Raw genomic sequence first — 12,606 nt, 5'->3', positions numbered from 1 at the left:
AGTATAATATTATATTTCATTTCTTAATTTCTCGTATACTTCACTTATAGGTACCCCGGTACTTTTAGCTATTCTCTTGCATTCTTCATATTCAAACTTGCTTTTTATTTTTTTGCCTTTATAATAAGATTCTTTTACGGTAACTTCGCCGTAACTAGTATTTACTTTAATAAACTCCCTTTTAAGTTTTGTTTTATCTACTTTAAAACTTCTTACTCCAAGGGTAGTAGTTTCTCTAAACAGTATTTCCTTCATCCTTGTAGTTTTATCTTCCTCACATAAAATACTTATTTTTACGCTTGGTCTTCCTTTTTTCATTATAATTGGAGTTATATATGCATCCAAAGCACCTTCGCTAAAAACCATATCAATAATATACTCATATAACTCAGGATTCATATCATCTATATTACATTCAATGATTTGCTCAACTGTTACATCATCATATTCCTCGTTACTTACTTTCTCTACTTCCTCTACTAACATGACTCTTAATACATTAGGTATTTCAGTATCTCTGTTCCCTATGCCATAACCAATTTTATTTATAATAAAATTATTATCATCTTTAAATTCACAGACATTAGCTGCAAGAATTGCAGCTCCAGTAGGGGTTGTAGTTTCAAATGGCACTGCTCCAAGTTTTACTGGAATCCCCTTTAAAATCTCAACAGTAGCAGGCGCTGGAACTGGTATAAGACCATGAGCACACTTAACGAACCCACCACCAAGCTCTACAGAAGAACTCATTATTTTATCAACATTTAAATAATTTAAACAAATAGCAGCTCCCACTATATCCACTATAGAATCTACCGCTCCCACCTCATGAAAATGGATTTCATATAAGGGTTTTCCATGAACCTTTGCTTCAGCTAGCGCAACCTTCATAAATATTTCCATACTTAATTCTTTAACTTTAGAATTTAACTCACTTAAATTTATAATTTTCTCTATATCATTAAGATTTCTTTGATCCTTATGAATATGCTCAATACTTGCATGCACATGCATATGGTCGCCTTCATTGTCATTGTGGATATGTTCATGATTATGTTCACCATGAGCATCATCGTGATGGTGCCCATGAAGATGTAACTCACTAACCTCCTCATGAGAATGCCCATGGCTATGCTCTTGTAAAAGCACATCCACCTTGGTTCCCTCTATGCCCTTTCTAATATCTCTTGATACTTTTATTTCATACCCATTTAAATTAAGCTTACTTAATTCATCTATTAAATATTTCTCATCTATACCTAAATCTAGTAATGCTCCTAAATTCATATCCCCACTAATACCTGAAAAACAATCATAATAAAGTATTTTCATTCTAACCCACTCCATTTCTTTTATATTTATTACATTGTACCAAATAAATAAATAATATAGGATAATTTTTTCTTTAAAATAAAAGAAAAGAAGAAAATTGTCTTTTACAATTTTCTCCTCATAAATTAATTATGTCACTTTTTGATTTTGTAACATACAGCTTTGTTTTTCAACTTCCATATAAATTTTCTCAACATTTTCACCAAAACACTTAGATGATAATGGTTCTATTCCATCATAAGCATTTTTCACCATTGAATCATGTTCCTCTTTATTAATTAAAACTTCAGATAATATTTTGGCTAAGTCTTCATCTTTATAAAATACTCTTCCATTAATTCTATCTTTGATTATACCATCCAAGTTTTTATCGTACTTAGCTACAACAGGAATTTGTGCCGCCATAGCTTCTGCAAAAGTTAATCCTTGTGTCTCTGTAAGAGATGCACCTACAAATACATCACCCATCTGATAATACTTCCCAATTTCTGACCAAGGTTTTTCACCAGCAAATACTACAGATTTCTCAATGCCTAAATGTTTAGCTAACGTTTCTAAATTTTCACGCTCTGGTCCATCACCAACAAGAAGCAATTTACAATTTGGTATTTTTCGAATTAATTCATTCATACTATTTATAATTACATCTATACTTTTTTCCTTCGCTATACGCCCAATATATAGTACAACTGGTTGGGTTTCATTTATACCAAAAGATTTTTTTTCATCGTTAATAAGTTCTTCATCAAAATTACTTTTTTTGAAGGGCTCTATATTAACTCCTGTAGGTATTACATCTATATGTCTTCTTAACCCGTACTGTTGCAATGCATCTTTCACCTTTATGGTAGGTACTATTATAGCACTGCAATCTCTACAGTATAACTCACTTACCTTTTTCGCTAATTGTGATGCAGGCTTAAGCATTATACCACTAGATACATAATGGATATAATCTTCATACATTGTATGATAAGTGTGAACTACAGGAATACCTAATCTTCTAGCAACTATTCTCCCAAAGATACCTATACTAAATTCTGTTTGTGTATGTATTATGTCTAAGTCTAGTTTTTTTATCTTGTTCATACTTTTATGTGAATATATTATCCCCACCCTTTGAGAAGGTAAAAGGAAAAATGGCAAACTAGGTAGTCTTATTATACCTTCCTTCTCCTCTACACCCGGGTGTGTAACTGTAACAATAGTTACGCTATGTCCAAGCCTAATTAATTCATTTCTTAGTATCATAGTAGAAGTAACCACTCCACTTACTTGCGGATAATAAGCATCAGTAAAAATTCCAATATTCATAATCAGTCCCCTTTAATTACTATAATTTCCTTATGAAAATTCTTCATTTAATAAGCATTAATACTCTTGCTTATTCATTCATAAACGCAGAAAAATCAAAAATTAACAGGAGTAAAAGGTAGTTAATTTCCATAATAGTATAGTAATAATTATATTAATACATGTGAAAAAAAAACATTCTATTTATTTACCTATTTTTTTTAGCCATACCTTTTCATAAAAACTTTTCCACATACCAAGTACGCTCTCTCTAGAATAAAAATCATGCCCACGAATCGCCTTTTTTTTAGCCTGATCGTAATAATTCGAATCATTTTTTAAGTTCTGTATAGCCTCCATGAAACCTCTATTATCGTGCTCTTTTAAGTAATAGTCAAATAATATATCTTCATAAAGTTCTAGATCTCTTAAAAGTACTGGAGTAGATGTGTTCATCGCTTCAAGTATTGACATAGGAAAAAGCTCATTATATGATGGCATAAAGAGAACATCTGATACATTATATATATCATTCATCAAATCTCTATCAACTATTCCTGTGAATAAAATGTTTTTAGGTGCAGTCTCCATTTTACTTTTTAATTCCTTGTATCCATCGGTAATACCCCCAAAAGAAAATCCACCTGCCCAGATAAATTGTACATCCGGCATTTTTTTTGCAATGTCAATAAAATCAATAACACCTTTTCTGGTTTGTATTTGACCAACTCCAAGCACAACAAACGCATCTCTATCAATTTTCAGTTTTTCCTTCGCTACATATTTCTTTTCAATTGGCAGATTATAAAATTTTTCAGTTGAAACAAAGTTAGGAATATACGTAATTTTTTTTCTATCGATATTGTAAGCCTCAAGCCTTGGTATAAAATTAGGATTTACTGTAACTAAATAATCCATTTTTTTATAAAAACTTATAATATATTTATAAAAAATCTTTTTTATTATATTAGGTAATTTAATACTTCCTTCAATAGTTTCTGGCAAAAAATGCACATAACCAACTGTTACACCTTTTCTTTTAGCAAAACATATACTTAAGTAATGCTTAAGGTCGATAGTATGATAATGCATTATATCGGTTCTTTCTTTTTTATTTATCACAACTTTATATTCTTTATCTAATCCATTTCTGACTAAATCTACTTGTTCTAAGTAAGCTGATCCTACTCCTTGACCTTTTACTTTGTCTGCTGATGACAGCATATTTATAGTAGGCATAATAGTCACTCCCATCTAATTACCCTTGTTATTATATAATTGTACTCTATTTTTATTAAATATTGATTAATATTACCTTAAAAATTTCTTAAATTTTTAAAACACGCTATAAATACCTCTTAAATCATCTCCAGCGGAGCTACAATATTTTCATTAATTTACCACTTATATTTAAACATAAAATGCAGATAATACTTTGGTAGCAATTTAAATAAATAAGTGGAGGTAATAAATATTATGAATACTGAAAATAAGCAACTTGAAAGTAACAACTTAAAAGTAATTAAAGATCAGTTAGGATATGAAGCATTGCTTAATAAAAAATTTAATGAATATGGTACACAATGCACTGATCAAAATTTAAAAAATCTTTGTACTGAAGCTAGTAATACACATAAACAAAATTTTAATACATTAAAATCATACCTTGATTCTCATCAATAATATATAAATGGAGGGATATTAAATGACTGAAAAAGAATTAATGCAAGACTTACTTACTTCTGAAAAACAAACTATTACAGCTTATAGTACAGGAATAACTGAATCCTCTTGTGCAAATTTAAGAAATACTCTACTTGGTAATTTTAAAAATGATCAAAACATCCAATATATGATATTTGATGCTATGAAACAAAAGGGATGGTATCCTACAAAGGATGCTCCCGATAATGAAGTTCAACAATTAAAAGACGAAGCAAACCAAATGTTAAGTGAATTAAAATAATCACCTATAATATAATAATCTTTTATTAGATTGAAAAAACCTCTAACTATAATAACATGTTAGAGGTTTTTTTACAATTTTTTCAATTGCCACATCTATACTTCTATAAATTGCTTGTATATCGCAGGCTTATTCTTTATTTTATTTTGTTTATATCCATCGAAAGCGATAATTAAAAGTACTATCCCTATAAATGAGAATATGCAATGAATCTCTATGGCATACTCTCCACCTATTGATGAAAAGAATGAAGACAATGAAAGAGCAAGAACATTATTTATAAAATGTGCAAATATGCTTAAATATATTGACCTCTTATTTAAATATATAAATCCAAGAACTAATCCCAATAAAAAAGCATTTATGCCTTGGGGAATGTTCATATGAATTACTGCAAATAATAATGCAGATACTACAATCGCTACAGCTGGATTTGTTTTTTTAGACATTCCTTTTAATAAAATCCCTCTAAAAATAATTTCTTCATATATAGGTGCTACAATTATAACACCAATTATTAATATAATAGGTGATACAGCAAGTTCATCCACCGCCTGATTTATAAAACTCGGCGTAGATATACCGCTTACCCAAAATACCAAACTGTTATCAAATATAAGTCGAAAGGATATAATCATAAGTGTTGCATAAACAAAATTTTTCCAATTTAAATGTGGTTTATGCTTTTCTTCATTTGCTCTATTACTAAGCCATTTAAGTAAAACGATAATAACATAATATTTTACCAACACACCAAAAACAAAAATTACATAAGGCAATGTTTTTTCAAATCTCCCAGAGAATAAATTCGTAATCTCTACAGGCACCTGTCCAAATACCTCTAGTAAAATTGATAGAAACATTACAAATAGAGCTTTAATAATTCCCATTTTTTTAATATTGATTGTTCCATTTTCTATGTTTTCTAAAAATTTCATTTAATCACACTCTCTATTTTTTAGTAATCTTTAACCTCTTTAATATATTTTACTATATCACTTCCATTGTTATTATTACATCTACAACAATATTCTTTATACTCTATGCTTTATGATAATACTATATATCTTTATTTTATTAATATGTTTTATCATTTTATTTATATATAATTTACCTTCTTCTATAAATTCAGGACTACATTTTGTTATAGACACCATTAGAACTTGAAATTCTCCTAACTAATGTAAACCTCACCATCCTTTCTTCTATTGTAATCTAAAGTGTACCATATATTTTATAAAATGATGTTAACTCAATAAAAATTTTGCTATAAATACTACTATTATCTATTTATTTTTTCTACAAAACAAAAAAAACTATGTTTCTACATATTGTGATTTACAATATATAAAAACACAGATTGATATTAAATTATTTATTTACCTATAAATTCTTGGGTCCAATAAATAGCTCCACTTTTATCTTTTGCTACTCCAACTCCAATATCAGTAAAATTCTTACCTAAAATATTAGCTTTGTGTCCTGGCGAATTCATCCAAGAAGTCATTACTGAAGATGCTGTTTGTTGACCCATTGCAATGTTTTCACCAGCTGCTGTATATGTAATACCAAATTGTTTCATCATGTCAAAAGGTGAACCATATGTTGGTGATGTATGATCGAAATAATTTTTAGCTACCATATCTTCTGACTTAGTTCTAGCTACATTTGAAAGCTTAACATTATCAGTTAAAGGGGCTAGTCCTTGTTTTGCTCTTTCCTTATTAACTAATGTTACTACTTCTTTTTCTAATTTGTTATTTGCTGTTGAAGTTGATGCTGCTGGCGTTGCTGCTGCCTTTGTAGCAGTCGTCTTCGTAGGCACAGCCTTTGTAGTCGCTGCTTTGACAGGAGCAGTTTTTGTAGGTGCTGCCTTGCAAGGTGCCGCTACCTGAGCCTTAACTGCCACACCCTTTGGAACTGCAGTCCCGTACTTAGCGCATATAGCTTGTATACTTTCTACTGAGTTAACTTGTTTTACTGTACTACAATCTTGTGCGTAAGCCGTTGAACCTATTCCTGTTGTTGCTAAAATACCTAAAGTTAATATTAATGCTCTTAAAGATTTCTTCATCTTTTGTACCTCACCCTCTAATTTTATTATACAAAGCATGTCTTTTTCTTTGTATACCTATACTAACATCTAAACTAGGTTTACGGTTTATTTATTGGTGGAAATTTTGTAATATTATGTCGTAATTTCATATAATTACAGTTTTTTTGTTTTGCCTTAGTTATTTGTAAAATCAGTAACATTTGAAGTTATCTCTTAATTTCTGTATAAATTTCCAACCAACGTATTAAATGTGATGCCTAAATTTTTCTCTGATTCATGACATTTGTTAAATCTTAAATTTTTCCCATATATAAACAACTGCAAAAATGTTTATTGAACTTTCTAGCAAATTTTGCATTGTATACGGTTTCTCTAACAATTTCAAGGTATATTCAAAAGATTAACACATTGTTAACCTTTTGTTCATATTATGAAACGATTTCTGTCACTTCACACCATGTACACTTTTGTTTAATTAGACTATTATAATATTATAAATAAAAGTTAATAGGAGGTTTTTTATGATAAAATTATTAAAAGAAATATTTAGTAGCGAGAATATGAGAAATGTTGGAGTGTTAAATTATGTAGCAACTTCAGGTGGATCAAAAGATTCTATTATGTTGTATAATGAAGTTTTTAATAAAAATGACTATGAATTAAATATGAAAAAAGTTTCATAGCTTTAGCCATGAAACTTTTTTTTTATGAAATTTTAAAACATATATATCTATCACATTGTCCCCATACCATCAACAACACGCATTCCACTTGCCACGTGGTTGGCACCAGCTATTTTAAATTTAACTTCGCAAAAGCCTCAGCCATAGCAGAATTTCCAGCTTAATTTAATACTTGAAATTTAATACTTCTAATTATATATCTAAAAACCCAACTAAAGAATTTTGCACTCCATTTTTTTAGAATCTTATAAAGTAAATATCCACTGACACCAAATACTAATACAATTAAAATCTTTACCATCAATATATTAACCCCAAAATTAATAGGCAAATTAGGAGAAATTAAATTTAATAATAAAAAAACAGGAGTCAAAAGTAATAATACATCAAGAATATATAAAGATATAACAAAAACTACAATAGATATAACAAATGGTGTACCTATTAAAAGATTTAATGTTCCAACTCCAAATCTTTTAACTGCATATATTGCTTTTAATGTATGTTTCACAGCAGTTACCTTTTCAGAGTGTTCAATACAATATTCTTCAATAATATTTTTCGCAATAAAATCAACCTCTCCAAGTTCGCATGCAATATTATTTTCAGTTTTTCCTACTAATAAACCTTCTTGAAAATGATTTTCATAATCTTTTAATATTTCCCTTTTGTATCCTTCTGGCAAATTACCTATTTTATCTTTTAATGAATCTAAATAATTATTCATGTCCATTATTCTCAACCCCTCTTAAAAAATTAGATGTTGAATTTGAAATTTCAAACCATTCGTCCCTTTGCTTCTTAAAATAATTTTTACCTATAGTAGTTATTTTATAGTATTTTCTTGGTGGTCCTGATATTGACTCCATTATGTAATAGTCTAAATGCTTGTCATTTTGCAATCTTTTTAGCAAAGGATAAAGCGTTCCGCTTGAAATATTTATTATTTTTGATACTTCCTCAACTAATTCATATCCGTAGCAATCCTTATTATATACAATTCCTAATACACATAATTCTAATAACCCTTTTTTAAATTGACTATCCAAATTACCACCTCATATCTATATTATATAGCATATTATTATGCAATGCAATATAGTGGTTATATAGCCCTAGTTAGGATTTATTTAAATAATAATCTAATAAAAATAGCCCAACGTATAAATAGAAATCTTATACGTTGGGTTATTTTTCATTATTTTAAATTTAACTTAGCAAAAGCCTCAGCCATAGCAGAATTTCCAGAATTGACAGGTTCATCTTTCTTATTCTGCTGATTTAAGAATCTACTAACATCTTTTTTATTTAATGCGCTTTTCTCTGATTCTCGACGTTTGTTAAAGGCTGAGAGTTTTTCTCTATATCCGCACCCACAAACAAATATTTTATTGTCTCCGTCTCCTCTAATTTCCATTTTCTTATGGCAAGTAGGACAACGAGCATTAGACATTTGTGAAACTCCCTTACGATATCCACAGTCTCTATCTGGGCAAACTAGCATTTTTCCTCTTTTACCGCTAACCTCAAGAAGGTTCTTACCACAGTCAGGGCATTTCACCCTTGTTGCGTTATCATGCTTATATGCCTCTGTAGATGCCACAACGTTACCTACAAGTTTTGATGCATATTCTCTCATTTCCTTTACGAAACTCATAGAATTTGCTTTTCCTTTACCAATAAGTTGTAGTTGTTTTTCCCATTTAGCAGTAAGATCTGGAGACTTTAGATCCTTCGGAACTAAACCTATTAGTTGAATTCCCTTTGAAGTTGGGTGAATATCCTTACCCTTTCTCTCCATATAGAATGTGTTGAATAGTTTTTCAATTACATCCGCACGAGTTGCTGGGGTTCCAAGTCCTGATGTATTATCTAAAGCTTCCCTTAAACTATCATCCTCTATATTCTTGCCTGGATGCTCCATAGCTGTAAGAAGGGTTGCTTCATTGTATCTAGCAGGTGGCTTAGTCTTTTCATTAACAGACCTAACTGAATTAAGTTTAACATCTTCCCCCTTATTAATTGGTGGAAGTGATTGATCCTTATCTTCGTTAGCGCCTGAACTACTTATTTCTTTCCATCCCTTTGATTTAACTATTTTACCCTTTGCAGAAAAGCTTTCACCCTTAACATTTATAACTAAAGTGGTCTGCTCATATTCAAAAGGTAAACTTAATACTTCTAAGAACCTTTTTACAACTAGGTCATAAATATTTTTCTCTTCTCTATTTAGGCTGGATAAATCTACATGCTGCTCTGTAGGAATTATAGCATGATGATCTGATACCTTGCTATTATCTACAAGTCTACTTGTAGTATGTATCCTACCTTTTATTATACTTCTTGCAAATTTCTCATATGGTCCTATTGCTATGCTCTTTAACCTATCAAGTAATGTAGGTACTATATCTGTAGTAAGATGCCTTGAATCTGTTCTTGGATAAGATAATATCTTATGATTTTCATATAGTCTCTGCATTAAATTAAGAGTTTGTTTTGCAGAATATCCAAATTTTCTATTTGCATCTCTTTGAAGCTCTGTTAAATCATATGCAAGTGGAGGAAGCTCTTTTTTAGAAGCTTTGTTTAGCTCAACTACTTTTCCCATTTGATTGTTTACTTTAGTTGCGATATCTTCTGCCTTTTTCTTATCAAATGTACGTGAGTCTCCATTTTTACTTGACCAATGAACTGTAAAGTCATTTACCTTTCCACTTACTGTCCAATAATCCTTTGGAATGAATTTCTTTATTTCATTTTCTCTTTCAACAATAAGCGCTAATGTAGGTGTTTGAACTCTTCCTGCTGATAATTGTGCATTATATTTACATGTTAAAGCCCTTGTAACATTAAGCCCAATAAGCCAATCCGCTTGCGCTCTTGATTGCGCTGCCCAAAATAAGTTCTCATACTCTTTTCCTGGTTTAAGATTATTAAATCCATCTCTTATCGCTTTTTCTGTTTGAGATGATATCCATAGCCTCTTTATAGGTTTTCTAAACCCTGCCTTTTGAATGATCCAACGTGCTACAAGCTCACCTTCACGCCCAGAATCTGTCGCTATAACAAGTTCATCTACATCTGCTCTTTTAAGGAGTTCGTGTACAACCTTATACTGCTTTGATGTTTCCTTAATAACTACCAGTTTTAATTCCTTTGGTAGCATTGGGAGATCTTCTATTCTCCAGCTTTTATATTTTTCATCATATGCCTCTGGATCTGCTAGAGTAACAAGATGTCCTAGTGCCCATGTTACAATATATTTTGATCCCATTAAATATCCATTTCCACCTTGAGTACAATTTAAAAACTTAGCAAGTTCTTTACCAACTGATGGTTTTTCCGCTAAGACCAATGTCTTTCCCATATATAAAACTTCCTCTCGTATTTCAAATAATTTAGTTGTTTTTCCTAATATCAAATGTAGCCACTCTATTTATTATAAACTACTTTATACCCATTGTTCAATTTTTTATTACCTAAGTCCAAACTACCAAGGTGTTTTTCATTGCCATAAATGATATAATATTTAATATCATAACTTCCACAATTAAAGACTATACTATATACTATTAAATAAGTTTAGAGGTAATTGAATGAATTATATTGTATTTGATTTAGAATTTAACCAAGGCTACAATTTTGCAAAAGGAACTAAAAGTTTAAATAATCCTAAATGCCCCTTTGAAATAATTCAAATAGGCGCCATAAAACTAAATGACCATTTTGAGACTATTGGAACTCTTGATGTAATAGTAAAACCAGAAATTTATACTACGCTCAATCCATTTGTAAGAGAACTTACTGGCATAACAATGGAGGAACTTAATAAAGGCATATCTTTCGAAAAGATGTATGAAGATTTTTCGAATTTTATTAAAAGTGATAGAAGTGTATTATGCGTATGGGGAATTGCCGATATAAAGGAATTATTTCGTAATATAGAGTTTTATGAGTTAGAGCCTTTGCCATCGCCAACAGAATACATCGACATACAATCCTATGCATCTACTGCGCTTGATTGCAAAAAAGGAATTAACATTGGGCTAGGTAATGCAGCTAAACTACTTAGTGTACCTATAGAAAGTCAATTCCATGATGCTTTTAATGACGCTTTCTATACTACTGAAGTTTTTAAGAAAATTTATAACAAAGAAATAAAACCTAACATATACATACCTAAAGTTAAAGGATTAAATAGATTAAGTGCTAGAAATTACAAAATCGACCTTCCTAGTTTAACTGATCAATTCGAGAAAATGTTCAAGAGAGAAATGAGTATTGATGAAAAGTCTATTATTAAACTAGCTTATATTATGGGTAAAACAAATCAGTTTCAAATTAAAATCGATCCAGAAATAAAACCAAAAAAATAAAATCAGTATAGAATTATCTTCTACACTGATTTTTTTATAATTATTAGTTTTCTGTTTCTTCACTTACTGCATTTTCAACATTTTCTATATTTGGATTTTTATTTTCTAAATTAGCTTTTCTATTATCCAATGTATTAAGGTTTATAGGATGAGTAATCATATCTTCTGTTGTACTCATTATAAATCTATTCAAATATATTTTTCCTTCTGGAGTATTTGCTACAGCATAAGGCTCTGTGTCTTTTTTAAATAGAACCCATGTATAACCATTGTTAATTACTCTATTTAAATCTTCTTTATCAATTATTGTTCTTGCTTTCTCTTTACCATATCTATCTCTTAATATTACAGCAACAGACTCTTCATCTATTCCTTCATAACTATTCATTGTGTTTTGATCATATACTTCTAAGTTGGATTTTCTATTATCTAGAGTATCCCCATTAATATGTCTTACAGGTGCTTTTGGATGAACTTCTAATATAAATGATTGCAAACTTTGCTTTCTTCTATATTTTTTTTCTTCGATATAATAAGTACCTAGATTTTGTGCTAAGAAATTATTAAAATCTTTATTCCACTCTGCAAACCAACGACCTTTTTCTAATACTCTTTGTAAATCTTCAGTATCTATTTTACAATCAATGGTTGTGCCATCTTTTTTAAGTATTTTTAAAAATGTTATATCTTCTAGAGTTTGGTATTTGTTTAATTTAACTTCTACTTTTGGAGTTTCTTTTTTATTTTCAACTTTAATTTCTTTTTTAATTTCATTTTCGTTTTTTATGATAAGACACCTCTTTCTTCAATTTAGGCATCATCAAAAAATAACCAGTCAGCATGCTAGCCTATTTTTTTAATATGCCTTGTAAGGGATTTAAAATCATATATAATTTTAAT

General features: G+C 29.8%; 13 protein-coding genes. 4 read left to right on the top strand and 9 right to left on the bottom strand.

What is annotated here, in order from left to right; all coding sequences use genetic code 11:
* Positions 1 to 9: 9 nt before the first annotated feature.
* From larC to A7L45_RS00935, 3 genes are all read right to left on the bottom strand, one after another.
* On the bottom strand, positions 10 to 1,332 hold the full coding sequence (gene larC / locus A7L45_RS00945) for a nickel pincer cofactor biosynthesis protein LarC (RefSeq protein ID WP_071611034.1): 1,323 nt from the start codon (positions 1,330 to 1,332) through the stop codon (positions 10 to 12).
* Between the two features lie 129 nt (positions 1,333 to 1,461).
* Positions 1,462 to 2,646 carry a glycosyltransferase family 4 protein gene (locus A7L45_RS00940; protein ID WP_071611033.1) on the bottom strand — a complete coding sequence of 395 codons (1,185 nt, stop codon included), beginning with the start codon at positions 2,644 to 2,646 and terminating at the stop codon, positions 1,462 to 1,464.
* Positions 2,647 to 2,829: 183 nt separating this feature from the next.
* Positions 2,830 to 3,864: a glycosyltransferase family 4 protein gene (locus A7L45_RS00935; protein WP_071611032.1), complete on the bottom strand. Its 1,035-nt coding sequence runs from the start codon at positions 3,862 to 3,864 to the stop codon at positions 2,830 to 2,832.
* Positions 3,865 to 4,101: 237 nt separating this feature from the next.
* Here A7L45_RS00935 and A7L45_RS00930 point away from each other — a divergent pair, with 237 nt between their 5' ends.
* Both A7L45_RS00930 and A7L45_RS00925 read left to right on the top strand, forming a co-directional pair.
* On the top strand, positions 4,102 to 4,308 hold the full coding sequence (locus A7L45_RS00930) for a hypothetical protein (RefSeq protein WP_071611031.1): 207 nt from the start codon (positions 4,102 to 4,104) through the stop codon (positions 4,306 to 4,308).
* Positions 4,309 to 4,330: 22 nt separating this feature from the next.
* Positions 4,331 to 4,591: a spore coat protein gene (locus A7L45_RS00925; RefSeq protein ID WP_071611030.1), complete on the top strand. Its 261-nt coding sequence runs from the start codon at positions 4,331 to 4,333 to the stop codon at positions 4,589 to 4,591.
* Positions 4,592 to 4,686: 95 nt separating this feature from the next.
* Here the strand turns inward: A7L45_RS00925 and A7L45_RS00920 are convergent, their stop codons facing one another.
* Positions 4,687 to 5,529, bottom strand: coding sequence for a CPBP family intramembrane glutamic endopeptidase (locus A7L45_RS00920; RefSeq protein WP_071611029.1), 843 nt, complete (start codon positions 5,527 to 5,529; stop codon positions 4,687 to 4,689).
* A gap of 437 nt (positions 5,530 to 5,966) precedes the next feature.
* A complete protein-coding gene (locus A7L45_RS00915) occupies positions 5,967 to 6,665 on the bottom strand; it encodes a CAP domain-containing protein (protein WP_071611028.1) in 699 nt (232 codons plus the stop codon).
* Positions 6,666 to 7,168: 503 nt separating this feature from the next.
* On the opposite strand from A7L45_RS00915, the gene A7L45_RS23030 reads away from it, so the two are divergent.
* Positions 7,169 to 7,330, top strand: a complete 162-nt coding sequence (locus tag A7L45_RS23030; protein ID WP_153882439.1) for a hypothetical protein — start codon at positions 7,169 to 7,171, stop codon at positions 7,328 to 7,330.
* A gap of 160 nt (positions 7,331 to 7,490) precedes the next feature.
* On the opposite strand, the gene A7L45_RS00910 is transcribed toward A7L45_RS23030, so the two are convergent.
* The 3 genes from A7L45_RS00910 to A7L45_RS00900 form a co-directional block, all read right to left on the bottom strand.
* A complete protein-coding gene (locus tag A7L45_RS00910) occupies positions 7,491 to 8,063 on the bottom strand; it encodes a DUF1700 domain-containing protein (RefSeq protein WP_071611027.1) in 573 nt (190 codons plus the stop codon).
* A complete protein-coding gene (locus tag A7L45_RS00905; RefSeq protein WP_071611026.1) occupies positions 8,050 to 8,379 on the bottom strand; it encodes a PadR family transcriptional regulator in 330 nt (109 codons plus the stop codon). The genes A7L45_RS00910 and A7L45_RS00905 overlap by 14 nt, the downstream gene beginning before the upstream one ends.
* A gap of 149 nt (positions 8,380 to 8,528) precedes the next feature.
* The gene (locus A7L45_RS00900; protein ID WP_071611025.1) at positions 8,529 to 10,697 is read right to left on the bottom strand and encodes a DNA topoisomerase III; all 2,169 of its coding nucleotides are present in this window, start codon (positions 10,695 to 10,697) and stop codon (positions 8,529 to 8,531) included.
* A 229-nt stretch (positions 10,698 to 10,926) separates the two neighbouring features.
* Between A7L45_RS00900 and A7L45_RS00895 the strand changes: the two genes are divergently transcribed.
* Complete coding sequence (locus tag A7L45_RS00895) at positions 10,927 to 11,706, top strand: 3'-5' exonuclease (RefSeq protein WP_071611024.1); 780 nt, start codon at positions 10,927 to 10,929, stop codon at positions 11,704 to 11,706.
* A gap of 43 nt (positions 11,707 to 11,749) precedes the next feature.
* Here the strand turns inward: A7L45_RS00895 and A7L45_RS00890 are convergent, their stop codons facing one another.
* Positions 11,750 to 12,202, bottom strand: coding sequence for a hypothetical protein (locus A7L45_RS00890; protein ID WP_224616830.1), 453 nt, complete (start codon positions 12,200 to 12,202; stop codon positions 11,750 to 11,752).
* Positions 12,203 to 12,606: the final 404 nt, after the last annotated feature.

It is taken from the genome of Clostridium estertheticum subsp. estertheticum, assembly GCF_001877035.1.
GTDB lineage: Bacteria > Bacillota > Clostridia > Clostridiales > Clostridiaceae > Clostridium_AD > Clostridium_AD estertheticum.
This window is presented reverse-complemented; position numbering and strand designations above follow the sequence as displayed.

Bases quoted from the DNA above. Each gene is read 5' to 3' on its own strand.
- larC (WP_071611034.1), bottom strand. From the start codon at position 1,332: ATGAAAATACTTTATTATGATTGTTTTTCAGGTATTAGTGGGGATATG.
- A7L45_RS00940 (WP_071611033.1), bottom strand. From the start codon at position 2,646: ATGAATATTGGAATTTTTACTGATGCTTATTATCCGCAAGTAAGTGGA.
- A7L45_RS00935 (WP_071611032.1), bottom strand. From the start codon at position 3,864: ATGCCTACTATAAATATGCTGTCATCAGCAGACAAAGTAAAAGGTCAA.
- A7L45_RS00930 (WP_071611031.1), top strand. From the start codon at position 4,102: ATGAATACTGAAAATAAGCAACTTGAAAGTAACAACTTAAAAGTAATT.
- A7L45_RS00925 (WP_071611030.1), top strand. From the start codon at position 4,331: ATGACTGAAAAAGAATTAATGCAAGACTTACTTACTTCTGAAAAACAA.
- A7L45_RS00920 (WP_071611029.1), bottom strand. From the start codon at position 5,529: ATGAAATTTTTAGAAAACATAGAAAATGGAACAATCAATATTAAAAAA.
- A7L45_RS00915 (WP_071611028.1), bottom strand. From the start codon at position 6,665: ATGAAGAAATCTTTAAGAGCATTAATATTAACTTTAGGTATTTTAGCA.
- A7L45_RS23030 (WP_153882439.1), top strand. From the start codon at position 7,169: ATGATAAAATTATTAAAAGAAATATTTAGTAGCGAGAATATGAGAAAT.
- A7L45_RS00910 (WP_071611027.1), bottom strand. From the start codon at position 8,063: ATGGACATGAATAATTATTTAGATTCATTAAAAGATAAAATAGGTAAT.
- A7L45_RS00900 (WP_071611025.1), bottom strand. From the start codon at position 10,697: ATGGGAAAGACATTGGTCTTAGCGGAAAAACCATCAGTTGGTAAAGAA.
- A7L45_RS00895 (WP_071611024.1), top strand. From the start codon at position 10,927: ATGAATTATATTGTATTTGATTTAGAATTTAACCAAGGCTACAATTTT.